We start from the raw sequence: 15,669 nt of genomic DNA on the forward strand, positions 1-15,669 counted from the left end.
GGTAGCGTTGGTATTAAAACGCGCTTGTGTTTTCTAATGGTTGTTTCTAACATGCTATGGTGGTGCGATAAAGAAAGGCTATATAAGAGGAGATCTTATGCGTATAGTTAGAAATTTATTTCTTGTATCGTTTGTGGCGTATAGTAGTGCGTTCGCAGCGGATTTAGAAACCGAAACCAAAAGCGAAAAAAAGAGCGGTAAAAAGTTTTACAAACTCCATAAAAACCATGGATCAGAAACCGAGGCCAAAAACGACAAAAAGCTTTACGATTTCACTAAAAATAGCGGCTTAGAAGGCGTGGATTTAGAAAAAAGCCCCAACCTTAAAAGCCATAAAAAAAGCGATAAAAAGTTTTACAAACAACTCGCTAAAAACAATATCGCTGAAGGGGTGAGCATGCCGATTGTGAATTTCAATAAAGCCCTGTCTTTTGGGCCTTATTTTGAAAGGACTAAAAGCAAAAAAACCCAATACATGGACGGCGGGTTGATGATGCACATCCGCTTTTAAGCCCTTATTCATAATCCAAAAACGCATGCGTTTTAAGGGTTAAGGTTTTGGGGAAATATTGCACAAACAAATCTAAAAACACTTTTTCGCCAAAAAAATCCCCAGCGATCGTTACTTCTTGGACGCTAAAATTCTGCGCGTTATCCCAAATGAAATTCCCTAAAAACTCCGCTAAAGAATCCAAAATCCCCAAACTCAAAATTTCATTTTCCACGCCTGCGAGCCTGAAACTCATCGTGCTGTGCATGATCTTTGAAAAGTTTAAAGCCATTCTCAAAGAATCGTCTTTAAGGATTTTATAATCAATCCTAGGGCCTTTAGGGCGTAAGCATTCTTTAGCCAAAGAAATAACGCTCTGTGCGCAAAAATCTTCGCTATAACCCAAAACAAACCCTAAAATGCAAAAAAAATCCAATAAATTCGCACCCCCCAGATTGTATTGAGAAAGCTCTAAAAGGCGCGCATAAAAATCAGGGAATTTAGCCGCGTAGTTTTGCAGCATTCTGGAGGCTTTTTCATCTTGTTTGAGGAGATTAAATATTTGATTGAAATCAAATTTAACGCTTAAAAGCGTTTTTAAAGAACCATTAGCATGCAATAACAACCTTGTAGGGTGCTTGAAACTAAAATACAAAACGATAGAATTGGGGGTTGCGCTTAAAAACTCTAATTCATCTTTAAAGGGAAAGGTAGAAAAATTATTTTCTAGCACGAATTTTTTAGTGGGTGTGATCAAACGCTTAGGGGTTTTAAAAAGCGCTTCATAATGCAAAAGCGCTTCACAAGAATGGCTTTCATGCGTAAAAACAAATTCTATCCCCTCATCTTGTAAAATATGGCACAATAAATTCAATATGGGGTCATAGGGCAGTTGGGCTATGATTTCATCGTTTTTGAAAGTGTCCTTAAACACGCTTTTTAATGGGGCTTTGATAGAGGGTTTTTCCAAACTGGCCAAATATTTAGCGTCCTCTAAAGGCAATTTAGTGCAACTCAAAACGCTAGAAAGATCGCTAAAAATAACGCTTGGAGAGGGATTTTTTAAAGAAAGGGATAATGCCCCCCTAGAAGTGAAAATAGGGATAAAATCCTGTGTTTTGAGCATGCCTTTTAATTGGGTTAAGCAATCTATAAGCTCTTTAGGGCTATGGATTATGTCTCCTTTAAAAGCGGTGTTTTTGACAAAACCCAACGCATTGGCATACAAAGATGCGTTTTTATCTAAAAAATCTTGATGCTCTTTAGCGTTCATAAAAAGGGGCTTTGAAAGGCTTGTTGTTTGGAAAAGATTTTCATCTAAAGGATCTGTGATTTCCTTTAAAGACAAAAAGCTAAAATCTAAAGAAAAGGGCAAGATCTCGCTTAATTTTTGCGCGAATTCTAAAGTGGTTTCAGCGCTCGCTTGGAGGTAGAAAGAAGTCGTATTATCCTTATAAACGCTATAAAAACGCGCTTGCAAATTGCATGCCATTTGCTCTAAAAGGGGCGTAAAAATCAAGCTTGTTTTTTCATTAACGCATTTAAAAAGAAAGACAAACACCAATTCAAAAACCCTTATAAGAGAGTTCAGCGATACACTCTAAAGCGATATGATCGGTGCGTTGCATTTCAACCCCCCATGCGTTGAGTTGGGTTTCTATGGCTTTTAAGGCTGTTTCTAAAGCGTTTAACATTTCGCTCGAAAGCTTGAAAGTGGTCTCGCTCCCTATCACAAAAGGCACAAGCCCCACGATAAAAGTTTTAGGCAAATCCCCTAAAAACTCCGTGAGCCTTAAAGTGTGCAGCATTTCCACTTCATGCGCACTCCCAGCCCATGTGATTTCTTTAGGGGCGTCCTTAAAATCAAAAGCATAAACTGATCCTATTTCAACGCCTTTAGCGCTCACGCAGTCCAAAATCAAAACCTTTTCATACGAAGTGATTAAAGGAATGAGTTGCTGGGCCATTGTCCCCCCATCCACAATATCCACGCTAGGGAAAAAAGAAAAATTTCTTTTGAGGTAGTGGGCTAGATGCACCCCAATCCCTTCATCGCCAAAAAGGATATTGCCAATGCCTAGAATTAGGATTTTTTGACTCATTCTTTTTCTTTGGTGTAACCATAGCCATTAATCATAGAATCCGCCCCCGAACTATCATACCTGATAGAATGGAAAAACACCATATAAACATGCACAGGGACAAACAAAATAAACCCCCAAGTCGCTAAGTGGTGGATAAAACGCACATTCGCTAACCCCCCACAAAGCGCTTCAAACCACTTAAAAGCACTCGCTAAAAACGCTCCAAGCCCCGCATGATAGACATTATAATAGAGCACCACCCCGCTCAAACTCATCAATACGATCAAAACAACCAAAGTGAAATAAGCCACGAGTTGGATAGGGTTATACGATCCTTTAGTGTGGGGTTTGCCGCTGATAAGAAAATACGCTTTCATCTGATCGATCCAAGCTTTTGGGCTTAAAAGTTGGCCAAAACTCCTGCGTTCCATCAAGCTTTCTTTAGTGAAAAAAAGATAGGTTCTAAAGATTAATGCGCTAATGAGTAAAAACCCAAACATGACATGAAAAGAACGCACATAAGCTTGTAAAAGATACACCCCTTTATAAAAGCTGGAATTAGGCTGCAAAAAAGGGTAAGCGATGTAAAACCCTGTAGCGATTAAAGTAAAAATACTCAAAGCCCTAACCCAATGGAAAAAGCGCACAAAACCTGAATACTCTTTGTGTAAAACGACCTTATTTATTTTATCCATGCGTAACCCTTTTTAGAATTTAGCGAAATTAGGCTCTACTTTAAACTCGTTCAAAGACTGCCCTTTAAAATCCATCACATGCACTGAGCATGCGATGCATGGGTCAAAAGAATGGATAGTCCTAATGATTTCTAAAGGCTGGGTTAAATCAGCGATTTTAGTGCCAATCAAGCTCATTTCATAAGCCCCTCTTTGATTTTGAGAATCTCTAGGTCCTGCATTCCAAGTAGAAGGCACCACCGCTTGGTAATTTTCCACCACGCCGTTTTTAATACGCACCCAATGGCTTAGCATGCCCCTTGGCACTTGACCAATGTAGCGCCCTTTATATTCTTGATTTTTATCAATGTGATACGGAGCGCAAGTGCTTTGATCGCTTTTTAGATTTTCCACTAACGCATCAAACGCCAAAAGGCCATTATCAGCGATAGTCTTAGCTTCAATGCACCTTGCAGCTGTGCGCCCAAGCGTTGAAAACAACGCCTCTAAAGGCAGTTTCGTGTCTTTTAAAAACTTAGTAGCCACTTCAGTAACATAGGGGTTTTTCGCCGCTAAACCTACCACTACGGAACTTAAAGGGCCTACTTCCATGGGCTTACTATCGTATCTGGGGGATTTTATCCAAGAATATTTATCCTTAGTGTCAAGCACTTTAGCAGGGATTATTTTATTTTCAATCCCCACGCTCTCGCCGTCTTTTAAACCGGTATAATGCGGGTTAGTTTGCCCGTCATAAGGGTGGAGTTGCACTTCTTTAGTGTCTTCATATTGATACCAAGAATGCGTAACCTCTTCTTTAATCAAACTTTCATCAATGGGGTGTAATTTAGAAATATCCCCATCAAGCACCACCCCACTACTCAAAAGGTATTTATCCTTCCCAAGCAACACTTCTTCATAAGCGATAAAATTCCTTAAACCACAGCCTTTGATAACGGATGGTTCGTTAGCGAACATTTCGCCTGCCATCACCAAATCAGGGTAGTAAGCATGGTTGATAAAATTAGCCACCACTTCAAATTTGCTCTTCCATTCAGCCAATCTTGTCGGATCCAATATATCCATGACACTCGTAACACCCCCCACCGTTAGGCTTTGTGGGTGAGGCTGTTTGGCCCCAAAAATAGCGGTCATTTTCGCCGCTTCCCTTTGGATTTCTAAAAGCTTGAGGTAGTGGCTTAAGACGATTAAATTTTGCTCTGGGTTTAAACGATAGGTTTTATGCCCATAATAGCCATTGCTAAAAGGCCCCAAAGATCCGCTTTTAGCGAAATCGCTCAAGCGTTTTTGAACCGCTTTTAATTCACCGGCACCGGTATTAATAGGGTAAGGGCTGTATTTGAAAGAAAGTTTTGCCGCTTGAATGGGATCGGCTTTTAAAGCGCTCAAAATATCGCACCAATCAAGCCCATGCAAAGTATAGAAATGCACCACATGATCGTGAAAAAGTAGCGCCATGTTCATCAAAGATCGCACCAATTGCGCGTTTAATGGGGGGGTGATGCCTAGAGCGTTTTCTACCGCAGTGATACCGGCTTTATAATGCGAATAAGTGCATACCCCACAAATCCTTTGAGCGATAAAGCCTGCATCTCGTGGGTCTCTGCCCTTAATGATCGTCTCTAGCCCCCTAAAAAGCGTGGAAGAAGAAAACGCATCAGTGATCACATTATCATCATCTACGATCACTTCAATCCTTAAATGCCCCTCAATCCTAGTGATAGGATCGACTACGATTTTTTTTGACATGTTAATCCCTTACTCTTTGTTTTTGATCGCTTTAGAAAGGAGCGCATGCGCGACAATGCCAATAGCGGTTGCACTGAGCAAAGTCGTGCCGACTTTATCCGCTACTTTATCAGCCCCTAAGCCGTCAAAGGCGGTTTTAATGGAACGATTCGCTAAAGGCTCTTCAAAAGGACTCATCGTATCCCAAAAATTAGGCTCAGAACACCCTATGCACCCATGCCCTGCACCTATGGGCCAAGAAGTGTGTGAATTGAAGCGGAGTTTGGAGCAATTGTTGAAAGTGTAAGGCCCTTTACAGCCCATTTTATACAAGCAAAAGCCCCTTTTAGCGTTTTCATCGCCAAAATGCTCCACGAATTCGCCCGCATCAAAATGCCCTCTCCTTTCGCACAAATCATGGATCCTGTTCCCATAAGCCCAAGAGGGGCGGTTATACGCATCCAATTTAGGGAGAGCCCCAAACATCAAGTAATAAAGCACATTGCCTACGATATTTTTTTCACTAGGCGGGCAACCGGGAACGTTAATCACGGGTTTATCAATGATTTTATGCAAGGGTTGCGCGTTAGAGGGGTTAGGGTAAGCCGCTTGCACGCCCCCAAAACTTGAGCATGTGCCTATGGCAAAAATAGCCGCTGCGTGTTGGGCGGCTTTCCTGCACTCTTCGGCCCCCGTTTCAGCGTTTGGACCTTGAGTGAGAAAGTATTCTGTGCCTTGGGGGATACCGCCTTCTACCATTAAAATGTAATTGTTTTTATGCTTTTCTATGGCGTCATGCAAGCTTTTTTCGGCTTGAAAACCGCTCGCTACCATGATGGTTTCATGGTATTCTAGATTGATGTAATCAAAGATGATGCTATCAATGGTGGGGTCTGCACTCCTTAACAAGCTTTCGCTACAGCCGGTGCATTCTGCCATGTGCAACCAAATCACGGGCAATCTGTTAGCCACTTCTACCGCTTTTAAAGTCAAGGGAGTAAAACTAGCCGGCAAAGCTAACGCTGTGCTCATCATGCCCGCCCACTTCAATAAATCACGCCTGGAAATGCCCGCCCCCTTAAACTCGTCTTGCAAGTTTTTATGCTCGTTATGAGCGTTAAACGAACGAACTATATCAAGGCGTTCTTCAATCTTTTGATAGGTCTTTTTTTCATCGTAGAACATCGCCATTCCTTAAATAGAAATTTTCATTATCTTAACATAATAAAAATAATACAATCGCAATTTAATTGCTTTTTAAAAATTTGAGATATAATCGCAATTTATAATTATCAAAAAAAGGAACAAAATGAAAAAAGTACTCATCATTAATGGGGGCAAAGCGTTTGGGAGCTCTGGAGGGAAACTCAATGAAACTTTGACTGATCATGCAAAAAAGACTCTAGAGTCTTTGGGGCTAGAAGTGGATACTACGATCGTGGATAAGGGCTATAATCATAGCCAAGAGGTGGAAAAGATCGTTAGTGCTGATGCGACGATTTGGCAAATGCCTGGCTGGTGGATGGGCGAGCCTTGGATTGTGAAAAAATACATTGATGAAGTCTTCACTTCAGGGCATGGGAAGCTTTATGCTAGCGATGGCAGGAGTTCGCAAAACCCCACTAAAAACTATGGGAAAGGGGGCTTGATGCAAGGCAAAAAATACATGTTGAGCTTGACTTGGAACGCTCCCATTGAAGCCTTTAATGATCCTAGTGAATTTTTTGAAGGGGTGGGCGTGGATGTTGTGTATTTGCATTTGCATAAGGCGTTCCAATTTTTAGGGCTTTCAGCATTGCCCACTTTTATTTGCAACGATGTGGTGAAAAACCCCCAAGTAGAGCAGTATCTTAACTCCCTAACCACGCATTTGCATCAAGCTTTTGGCAAGTGATTTTAAAATTTTTTTAACCCCCCATTTCTTTGGGGGGCTTGTTTATTCCACAATGTTTATTCCACAATGTTTATTCCACAATGTTTATTACACAATGTTTATTACACAATGTTTATTACACAATGTTTATTACACAATGTTTATTCCACAATGTTTATTACACAATGTTTATTCCACAATAAAGTCTTTGGGATTGAGCTCACAGCCTAAGATAAGATCCCTAAGATTACTGCCCACCGTTTGATAACTCGCATTGCTGACAAAGTGGAATCCGTATTTTTCAAAATGCACAACAAGAGTGCCATCTCTATCCCTTAATTGCGCTTTTGCTTTATCCCAACAAATGTATCTTTGAGCTTCATCCGTGTAGCTTTCAAAGGCCTCTCTGGCGTTTTCTAATAAGTAGTCTATGACAGCGCTAGCCAATTCCTTAGCGTTTCTTACTATTTGCCTTCGCTGATTGGGGAGTCTGACGCTTTGAAGATTATGGGAAGTTAAATCATCATCAAGGGTTTTACTGATCTCTCTGGTGCGGTATTCTTTGGGCAGATCTTTAAACAATCCCACTTGACAAAATTGATCCGCTAAATATCCGCTCCTATTCCTCACTTCCTCTATCCCCCAAGAATGGGTGTTATTGATGAAATAGTCATTTAAATGCAAGGAGCTGTATTGTTCCATAAGCTCTATTTTTGTCTCGTAAGGTCTGTTGCCAAGCTTTTGATTTTGCCCTGATAGGGTTAGATTCCCAAAATTATTGAGGTAGTCTTGCTCAAAAGTGAAATAGTCCCCCACCCTATCGCGCCATTCTTGTGTGGGGGTTTTGGGGTAGAAATGCTCCACTTCTAAATTCTCTTCTTTTGGCGGTTCGGCGTTACTTAATTTTTCTATCTCAAGCAGGATGAATTTGCACGCTTGATTTGCTGAATAAGCGTTACGAACAGCAAACGCCGCTTTAATTCTATCGTCATTAGGGAACGCCATTTGACCAACGCTCTTGCCCAGATACCGCTTCAACGCATCGGCTGAAACATTTTCCCCTAGCTGTCTGTATAAAGAATAAAGAACTTTGTTAAGCACAGCAGTAGAATCTCCGCACACGCTCCTGCGCACGAAGTAGCTGATAAGGATTTGCAAAATTTCGTAGAAATTTTCATAATCCAGCTTGCCTTCTTCAAAATCTCTGGCGCAACGCAAAACAAAGGGCTTTGCCACGCCAAATTTGATTTTTACGAGATCTTTAATGCGCAGGCGTAAATTCGCTAACTGCTGCGAGTCCCCACGATCTAAAAAATAATGATCTCTGTCTAAAAAGATTTGATAGATTCTGCCATACTCACGCATATCGCTCATAAGACCTTGTATATCGTTAGGGAAATTTTTTCTGTGGTGGTCTTTTAGCGTGTAATACACTTCGCGCTCTCCCTCTTTTACCTTATCTTCAAAATAGATTCTCAGGTAGGTTTTGATAAAATCGTTCAAATCCTTTTCACCAAGCCAATTTTCTAAAGGAACCCAATAAGTCTTATAAAGACGATTTTGGTTGTCAGAATTTTCTCCCATCATCAGATAGTTGCGGATGAGATCCAGTCCTTTTAATTGCACGCCTGTAGCGTTGATGCTTTCAAACACCACTTGCGGATCGTCTTCGCCCAACTCTAAGCCTATGGCTACGATTTTAAGCCGCAAAAACGCCCCATAAATCTCTTCTATGCGATACCCTTTGCTGATATAATCGTCAAGCTCTTTGGTGAAAAATTTATAATTTTCCTTGATGTGTGGTGTGTCTTGTATTTCGTTCCACCTGTCTTGCATGACTAAATCAAAGGCTTCTTTGTCGCTTTTAATGGGTTTGAGACGCAGCCTTTGTCCCGAAAGATTGAGTAGATTATCAATCTCTTTTTTTATCCCTTCATTTGGTATCTTGGTCTCTATGGCTTTGAGCAAAAGCATGAGAGTGGTAATCCTTTGCTGCCCGTCAATGATGACAAATTCTTGCAGTTGTCTTAAGCTCTTTTCATCATCAATCAAATGCAAAATATAAGTGATAGAACCCATGAAATGCGTTTTTTTATTTTGTGAAATACTGACAATATCTTGCAGTAATTTTTCACAATTTTCTTCTTCCCAAGTGTAGTTCCTCTGGTATACAGGGATAGAAAATATCGTGCCTGTTAAGGCAAAAAAGTCGTTAACGGTGCTTTGTGTCGCTTTCATCGCTTTTCCTTTTAAATAAGATTAAAATCACACCGAGTATTAAATCAAAAAAAAAAAAAAAAAAATAGCTTAAATTTGTGAAAAAACCGCAATTTGTGGCTGAATTTATCTAAAAAAAGATAAAAGAGCTTTGCGCAAAGCAAGTAGTAATCTCTTAAAAATGCGATCTTTAGGGGGGTTTAGTTAATGGGAGCGAGAATGATTTCAAAATACCCCTACTAGGGTATATCATAAGAATTGTATGGCATGAACAAGCGCCCGTAATTAGGGTTCACGCGCAATAAATGCTCTTTGAAATTCCCGTAATTACGACAGCTTGACTCAAAACCATTATCGCATGCATACGAGAATAAATCCAAAGCCCTTTGATCGTCTTGAGGCACGCCTAAGCCCTTTTGATACAGCACGCCTAAATTGTTACAGCTCCCCAAAATCCCCCCATCGCATGCCATTTGAAAATACTTCGCCGCGTAGTGGTTATTCAAAGGAGCCCCTAAATCCCCATTCGCATAAATCCAGCCTAAATTCGCGCACCCCATCATATCCCCAGCGTTACAAGCCAAATAATTCAAATCCACTTGACTGAGCTTGGCCTTATCAATGCCATAAATATTATTCACATTAGACATCAAGCCCAGATTATAACACCCCATATCATTCCCATTCTCGCATGAAAATTTATAATAACTTATCGCTTTGTAATAATCTTTTGGGACCCCACTCCCATTAGCAAACATCCACCCCAAATTATTGCATGCGAGCATATCCCCCCTTGGCAAGCCACCGCATACAATTGCAAAGCGTTTTCTTTATCGTTCGTATCCGCATTTTTCTTGTTTTCATACATTTGAGCTAAATTCGCGCAAGCGGTCGCATCGCCCCCACTGCAACCCATTTCATAATAGCGAGCGGCTTTTAATCTGTTGGTTTGGATTCCTACCCCATTAGCATACATCGCCCCTACCGCAAAACACCCGGCCGCATTGCCGTTATCGCACGATTGGGAAAAAAGCTTGAAAGCCCCTTGATAATCGCCCTTTTTAGCTAAATCAATACCGGCAGAAAGCTCGGTTTGAGCGTTTTCAGGCGACCCTAATTTGTCTAATAGATTGGAGTTATCGTTTTTAGGGGTGATTTGGGTGTTAGGGTTTGGCGCGCCCTTAGCGTTAGCGGGGTTTAACTCAGGAGGCGTGTTTTTTTGGGCTTGATTGTTTTCTTCAGCGCCGCTAAGCTGTAAGATTAAAAAAACAAGCAATAACAAACTTTTTTTGAGCATTCTTTTAATCCTTAATGCAGGTTTTGATTCAACTCAATTTTTTTCACGCTCCTAAAAGCGATCAGCTTACCATTTTGGCTATTGGAACGAAAATGCACGCCATGTTTTCCGGAAAGCTCTTTGCCTTTGTAAAGGTTGTTGGCATGTTTTTCTAAAGCGCTATTCACTTCTAAAAGCTTTTTAAACTCATTTTCTTCAATTTCTATCACGCTCCCAGCTAAAATCGCAACGCCTGCATCCACAATACAGCCATCGCCTAGACTAATGCCGGTAACGCTATTAGCCCCTAACAGACAATTTTTCCCGATGCTAATGGGGTTATTATTCCCTCCACTTAAAACGCCTAAAACGCTCGCTCCCCCACCAATATCAGTGCCTGCTCCCACCACCACCGACGAAGAAATACGCCCCTCATTCATGCACACTCCCATAGCCCCTGCGTTAAAATTCACATAACTCGCCCCGGGCATTTGGGTGTAACCTCCGGTCCCTAAATACGCCCCAAAGCGCGTTTTTGAGCTATCCAATAAGCGGATATTATCAAACTCAGGGATTAATTGCATCAAATAGCGCGGGAATTTATCTATAAAATCAATGCTAGGGAAATGGCCTCGCATTTTTAAAGCCACTTCGTTTATTCTGAGCCATTCTAATTCATAAGGCTTGTTACCGCTCCAAGCCGCATTAGAAAGCTGGTTAAAAATACCCTCTAAATTCAAACTCCTCAAAGGGGCTTTCCCTAAAGAGAGCGCTAAAAGTTTCATATATGCGCTCTCCACGCTCTCGCAAGGCTTATCTTCATACAAGATCACCAAGCGATAAAGAGACTCCCCATTATTATTTTTCAAACGATTTTCTTCTAAAGCCTTTAAAAGCTCTAAAACCACTTGAATGTTTTTATGAGCCATTTTATTAGAGTAGGCTTCATTCAAAAAGGGCGTATAAAAATCTAGCGCTTTTAACACAAAACTTTCATCAATCTCAACGACGCGCTCGCTCGCGCTCTCTTTTAGGATTTTGTCTTTAGAAAGCGAATTGCAAAACACCGCATAAGAGCCTAGATTTTCCTCTTTCCAGTTCAAAACGGGGTAAGTGGCGCATAAAATCTTTTTGGAAATAGGGGCAATATCCACTCTGGCAATGCCAAAGCCTAAAGGCTCTTTATAGTGGTTAGATTGCTGGTAGTTGCTCACAAAATTTTTAAACTTATTGATCATGCCTAATCCTTTAAACTCTTTTCTCTTTCTTTAGCTAAATTTTCCACTTCTATGACAAAAGTTTCAAACAAATCCTTTTCAGCCAGTTTGTGAATGACCTTACCCTCTTTGATGATCAAACCGCTGCGATTCCCAAAAGCGATCGCCATGTCTGCATGCTTGGCTTCACCTAAAGCGTTCACCACGCAACCCATCACGCTAATGTCTAAAGGGGTTTTAATGTGGCTTAGGCGTTTTTCTACCTTGCTCGCCATATCCACTAAATTGGCTTCAATCCTCCCGCAAGTGGGACAAGAAATCCAATTAATCCCTTCTTTCAAACGCCCGCTATGGCGTAAAATCGCTCTAGCCACTTTGATTTCATTTTCTAACTCCCCTGTGATGGATACGCGCATCGTATCCCCAATGCCCTCCATTAAAAGCCCCCCTAAAGCCATAGCGGATTTGATACTGGAGCTAAAAAGATTCCCCGCCTCCGTAACCCCCAAATGGAAAGGATAGATCACAAGAGGGCGAAGCATCCTGTAAGCTTCTATGGTGCGAATCACATCGCTCGCTTTTAAAGAAATCTTAAAATTGGTAAAATCCAAATCTTCTAAAAGTTTGGCGTTATACAAAGCGCTTTCTACCATGCCTTTTGGGGTCGGCCCGTATTTTTGATCAAATTGCTTTTCTAAACTCCCGGCATTCACGCCAATTCTTATGGGAATGTTTTTTTCTTTACAAGCATCAACCACCGCTTTAATTTTGTCTTTAGAGCCGATGTTTCCGGGGTTAATCCTGATCGCATCCACGCTTTGAGCGGCAATGAGAGCGAATTTATAATGGAAATGAATATCAGCGATTAAAGGCAAAGGAGACGCTTTTTTCAATTCTTTTAAGGCTAGGGCGTCCTTTTCATTACTCACCGCCACCCTCACTAAATCAGCCCCAGCAAGTTTGAGTCGGTCAATTTGATTTTTAGTGCTTTCAATATCAGCGGTTTTACTAAAGGTCATGCTTTGCGTGCTTATGGGAGCATCACCCCCTATGGCGACGCCACCGATAAAAATTTGCTTGGTCTTAACTCTGTTTTCTAGCATCAAACCTCTTCATCAGTTAAATTCTTATGCGCTATTATACTCTTTTATGCTCTCTCTTTTATGTTCTCTTTCGCTCTTTTTTAGCGCTTTCAATGATAAACGCTTAAATTTTAGATAAGATTAACCATTCCATTTTAAATTAAAGTAGCCCTATGACTTTTGAGCCTTATCCTTTTGAACGATTAAGAGCCTTGTTTAAAGAGATCACCCCTAAAAAAAAGGGGTTGGATTTAGGCATCGGCGAGCCGCGATTTGAAACGCCCAAATTCATTCAAGACGCTCTCAAACAGCACACCCATTCGCTCAATATCTACCCTAAAAGCGCGTTTGAAGAGGGTTTAAGAGCGGCTCAAAGGGGTTTTTTTAAACGCCGTTTTAAGATAGAATTGAAAGAAAACGAATTAGTTTCCACGCTAGGATCTAGGGAAGTGTTATTCAATTTCCCTAGTTTTGTTTTATTTGATTATCCAAACCCCACTATCGCCTACCCTAACCCCTTTTATCAAATCTATGAAGGATCAGCCCAATTCGCTAGAGCCAAAAGCCTTTTAATGCCTTTAGTAAAAGAAAATGATTTCACGCCAAGCTTGAATGAAAAAGAGTTGCAAGAAGTGGATTTAGTGATCTTAAATTCCCCCAACAACCCCACCGGAAGAACCCTTTCTGTAGAAGAGCTGATTAATTGGGTCAAACTCGCTTTAAAACATGATTTTATTTTAATCAATGATGAATGCTATAGTGAAATTTATGAAAACACGCCTCCCCCTTCGCTTTTAGAAGCTTGCATGCTAGCTAGTAATGAAGCGTTTAAAAATGTTTTAGTGATCCATTCGCTCTCCAAACGCTCCAGCGCTCCAGGACTAAGGAGTGGTTTTATCGCTGGGGATAGCAGCATTTTAGAAAAATACAAAGCGTTTCGCACCTATTTAGGCTATACGAGCGCTAATGCGATCCAAAAGGCTAGTGAAGCGGCTTGGCTAGATGATAGGCATGCAGAATTTTTCCGCAATATTTATGCAAATAATTTGAAACTGGCGCGAAAAATCTTTAAAGACACGCTCATTTATCCTTATAGTTTTTATGTGTATCTGCCCGTTCAAAATGGCGAAAATTTTGCTAAAAGACTTTATCAAAACGAAGGCATTACTACCTTACCGGCTTTGTATTTAGGGCGTAATCATATCGGCGCTGACTACGTGCGTTTAGCCCTTGTCTATGACACCCCCTTTTAGAAAAGCCTTTAGAAATCATAGAAACTTATCGAGAAAACCATGCTTGAAACCCCAAAAGTTTTACTCAAAAACTTACAAGATTGCAAGATCCATTTTATCGGTATAGGGGGGATTGGCATTTCAGGCTTAGCCAAATACCTTAAAGCGCAAGGGGCTAAGATCAGCGGATCTGATATTGCCATAAGCCCTAGCGTTAAGTATTTGAAAGCTTTAGGTGTAGAGGTTAATATCCCGCATGATCCAAAAGCGATTAACCATCAAGATGTCATCATTCATTCAGCCATTATCAAAGAAGACAATACCGAAATACAAAGGGCTAAGGAATTAGAAATCCCTATTTTGTCTCGCAAAGACGCTTTGTATTCTATCCTTAAAGACAAGCGCGTTTTTAGCGTGTGCGGGGCTCATGGAAAAAGCAGTATCACGGCCATGTTGAGCGCGATTTGCCCCTTTTTTGGAGCGATTATTGGGGCGCATTCTAAAGAGTTTGATTCCAATGTGCGAGAGAGCGCGAATGATAGCTTGGTTTTTGAAGCCGATGAGAGCGATTCAAGTTTTTTATTTTCCAACCCTTTTTGTGCGATTGTGCCTAACACAGAGCCAGAACATTTGGAACATTATGATCACGATTTAGAACGCTTTTTCTTCGCTTATGAATATTTTTTAGACCATGCTCAAAAAAGAGTGATTTATAAAGAAGATCCTTTTTTAAACCGCTATTCTAAAGACGCCATTGTTTTAGAAAAAAAAGACATTTATAATATCCAATACATTTTAAAAGACGGCGAGCCTTACACTTCATTTGAATTGAAAGATTTGGGGGCTTTTTTGGTGTGGGGGTTAGGCGAACACAACGCCACGAATGCGAGTTTGGCGATTTTAAGCGCTTTAGATGAATTGAATTTAGAAGAAATTAGAAATAATTTATTGAATTTCAAAGGCATTAAAAAACGCTTTGATATTTTGCAAAAAAACGCGCTCATCCTCATTGATGATTACGCCCACCACCCTACTGAAATTAACGCCACTTTAAAGAGCGCTAGGATTTATGCTAACTTATTGGACACGCAAGAAAAAATTATTGTGATCTGGCAAGCGCACAAATACTCCCGCTTAATGGACAATTTAGAAGAATTTAAAAAATGTTTTTTAGAGCATTGCGACAGATTGATCATTTTACCCGTTTATAGCGCGAGTGAAGTTAAAAGAGACATTGATTTGAAAGCCCATTTTAAACATTATAACCCCACCTTTATAGACAGGGTGCGTAAAAAGGGGGATTTTTTAGAGCTGTTAGTCAATGATAATGTGGTAGAAACGATTGAAAAAGGCTTTGTGATAGGCTTTGGAGCGGGGGATATTACCTATCAATTGAGAGGCGAAATGTAATGGGTGCAGCGGTTGTTTTATTTTTAACGCTGATTTTATTGTTTTTAGTTTTAAGGGATTTTGGTTTAGTTAGCCCCAAACAAAAGATTTTAGCTTTTTTAATCGTGGGGATTATAGGAGCGAGCATCAGCGTTTATACTTACCAACAAAACCAACAAAACCAACGAGAAATCGCTTTGCAAAGAGCGTTTTTAAGGGGGGAAACTTTGTTGTGTAAAGGCATTAAAGTCAATAACCAAACCTTTAATTTAGTGAGCGGGACTTTGAGCTTTTTAGGCAAAAAACAAACCCCTATGAAAGACGTTCTTGTGGATTTGGATTCTTGTCAGACGCTTCAAAAAGATCCCTTAATCCAACCCCAATGA

The 15,669-nt window shown here is 40.6% G+C and carries 12 protein-coding genes and 2 pseudogenes; 5 read left to right on the plus strand and 9 right to left on the minus strand.

What is annotated here, in order from left to right:
- Positions 1-97: 97 nt before the first annotated feature.
- Entirely contained in the window at positions 98-511 is a 414-nt protein-coding gene (locus D2C78_06025) for a hypothetical protein (protein ID QEF35460.1), read from the plus strand.
- 4 nt (positions 512-515) lie between these two features.
- Here D2C78_06025 and D2C78_06030 read toward each other — a convergent pair whose 3' ends face one another.
- Genes D2C78_06030 through D2C78_06050 form a run of 5 tightly spaced genes read right to left on the minus strand, consistent with a single transcriptional unit; the run spans position 516 to position 6,182 of the window.
- Positions 516-2,054, minus strand: a complete 1,539-nt coding sequence (locus tag D2C78_06030) for a protein hydE (GenBank protein ID QEF35461.1) — start codon at positions 2,052-2,054, stop codon at positions 516-518.
- Between the two features lies 1 nt (position 2,055).
- Positions 2,056-2,592: a HyaD/HybD family hydrogenase maturation endopeptidase gene (gene hybD, locus D2C78_06035; protein QEF35462.1), complete on the minus strand. Its 537-nt coding sequence runs from the start codon at positions 2,590-2,592 to the stop codon at positions 2,056-2,058.
- A complete protein-coding gene (cybH, locus tag D2C78_06040; protein QEF35463.1) occupies positions 2,589-3,269 on the minus strand; it encodes a Ni/Fe-hydrogenase, b-type cytochrome subunit in 681 nt (226 codons plus the stop codon). The genes hybD and cybH overlap by 4 nt, the downstream gene beginning before the upstream one ends.
- 12 nt (positions 3,270-3,281) lie before the next feature.
- Positions 3,282-5,018, minus strand: coding sequence for a nickel-dependent hydrogenase large subunit (locus D2C78_06045; protein QEF35464.1), 1,737 nt, complete (start codon positions 5,016-5,018; stop codon positions 3,282-3,284).
- Between the two features lie 9 nt (positions 5,019-5,027).
- The gene (locus tag D2C78_06050; GenBank protein QEF35465.1) at positions 5,028-6,182 is read right to left on the minus strand and encodes a Ni/Fe hydrogenase; all 1,155 of its coding nucleotides are present in this window, start codon (positions 6,180-6,182) and stop codon (positions 5,028-5,030) included.
- Between the two features lie 124 nt (positions 6,183-6,306).
- Here D2C78_06050 and D2C78_06055 point away from each other — a divergent pair, with 124 nt between their 5' ends.
- Complete coding sequence (locus D2C78_06055) at positions 6,307-6,891, plus strand: flavodoxin family protein (protein QEF35466.1); 585 nt, start codon at positions 6,307-6,309, stop codon at positions 6,889-6,891.
- Between the two features lie 168 nt (positions 6,892-7,059).
- Here D2C78_06055 and D2C78_06060 read toward each other — a convergent pair whose 3' ends face one another.
- From D2C78_06060 to D2C78_06075, 4 genes and pseudogenes are all read right to left on the minus strand, one after another.
- Positions 7,060-9,108, minus strand: a complete 2,049-nt coding sequence (locus D2C78_06060) for a DUF262 domain-containing protein (protein ID QEF35467.1) — start codon at positions 9,106-9,108, stop codon at positions 7,060-7,062.
- A 218-nt stretch (positions 9,109-9,326) separates the two neighbouring features.
- Positions 9,327-10,003 (minus strand): annotated as a pseudogene (locus tag D2C78_06065) (HP0628 family Sel1-like repeat protein).
- A 392-nt stretch (positions 10,004-10,395) separates the two neighbouring features.
- Positions 10,396-11,601 carry a 2,3,4,5-tetrahydropyridine-2,6-carboxylate N-succinyltransferase gene (locus D2C78_06070; GenBank protein QEF35468.1) on the minus strand — a complete coding sequence of 402 codons (1,206 nt, stop codon included), beginning with the start codon at positions 11,599-11,601 and terminating at the stop codon, positions 10,396-10,398.
- A gap of 2 nt (positions 11,602-11,603) precedes the next feature.
- On the minus strand, positions 11,604-12,683 hold the full coding sequence (locus tag D2C78_06075) for a flavodoxin-dependent (E)-4-hydroxy-3-methylbut-2-enyl-diphosphate synthase (GenBank protein ID QEF35469.1): 1,080 nt from the start codon (positions 12,681-12,683) through the stop codon (positions 11,604-11,606).
- Between the two features lie 152 nt (positions 12,684-12,835).
- Between D2C78_06075 and D2C78_06080 the strand changes: the two are divergent.
- The 3 genes and pseudogenes from D2C78_06080 (at position 12,836) to D2C78_06090 (ending at position 15,669) form a co-directional block, all read left to right on the plus strand.
- A pseudogene (locus D2C78_06080) lies at positions 12,836-13,962 on the plus strand (succinyldiaminopimelate transaminase).
- Positions 13,955-15,304 (plus strand): UDP-N-acetylmuramate--L-alanine ligase, encoded by a 1,350-nt coding sequence (locus D2C78_06085; protein QEF35470.1) that lies wholly within the window; start codon positions 13,955-13,957, stop codon positions 15,302-15,304. Before D2C78_06080 ends, D2C78_06085 begins: the two are co-directional and overlap by 8 nt.
- Positions 15,304-15,669 (plus strand): hypothetical protein, encoded by a 366-nt coding sequence (locus tag D2C78_06090; protein ID QEF35471.1) that lies wholly within the window; start codon positions 15,304-15,306, stop codon positions 15,667-15,669. The genes D2C78_06085 and D2C78_06090 overlap by 1 nt, the downstream gene beginning before the upstream one ends.

It is taken from the genome of Helicobacter pylori (assembly GCA_008032935.1).
GTDB classification, from domain to species: Bacteria; Campylobacterota; Campylobacteria; order Campylobacterales; family Helicobacteraceae; genus Helicobacter; species Helicobacter pylori_CX.

What these genes read in the sequence shown, in the direction of transcription:
- cybH (QEF35463.1), bottom strand. Translation starts at nt 3,269, where the DNA reads ATGGATAAAATAAATAAGGTCGTTTTACACAAAGAGTATTCAGGTTTT.
- D2C78_06090 (QEF35471.1), top strand. Translation starts at nt 15,304, where the DNA reads ATGGGTGCAGCGGTTGTTTTATTTTTAACGCTGATTTTATTGTTTTTA.
- D2C78_06070 (QEF35468.1), bottom strand. Translation starts at nt 11,601, where the DNA reads ATGATCAATAAGTTTAAAAATTTTGTGAGCAACTACCAGCAATCTAAC.
- hybD (QEF35462.1), bottom strand. Translation starts at nt 2,592, where the DNA reads ATGAGTCAAAAAATCCTAATTCTAGGCATTGGCAATATCCTTTTTGGC.
- D2C78_06055 (QEF35466.1), top strand. Translation starts at nt 6,307, where the DNA reads ATGAAAAAAGTACTCATCATTAATGGGGGCAAAGCGTTTGGGAGCTCT.
- D2C78_06085 (QEF35470.1), top strand. Translation starts at nt 13,955, where the DNA reads ATGCTTGAAACCCCAAAAGTTTTACTCAAAAACTTACAAGATTGCAAG.
- D2C78_06025 (QEF35460.1), top strand. Translation starts at nt 98, where the DNA reads ATGCGTATAGTTAGAAATTTATTTCTTGTATCGTTTGTGGCGTATAGT.
- D2C78_06045 (QEF35464.1), bottom strand. Translation starts at nt 5,018, where the DNA reads ATGTCAAAAAAAATCGTAGTCGATCCTATCACTAGGATTGAGGGGCAT.
- D2C78_06060 (QEF35467.1), bottom strand. Translation starts at nt 9,108, where the DNA reads ATGAAAGCGACACAAAGCACCGTTAACGACTTTTTTGCCTTAACAGGC.
- D2C78_06075 (QEF35469.1), bottom strand. Translation starts at nt 12,683, where the DNA reads ATGCTAGAAAACAGAGTTAAGACCAAGCAAATTTTTATCGGTGGCGTC.
- D2C78_06050 (QEF35465.1), bottom strand. Translation starts at nt 6,182, where the DNA reads ATGTTCTACGATGAAAAAAAGACCTATCAAAAGATTGAAGAACGCCTT.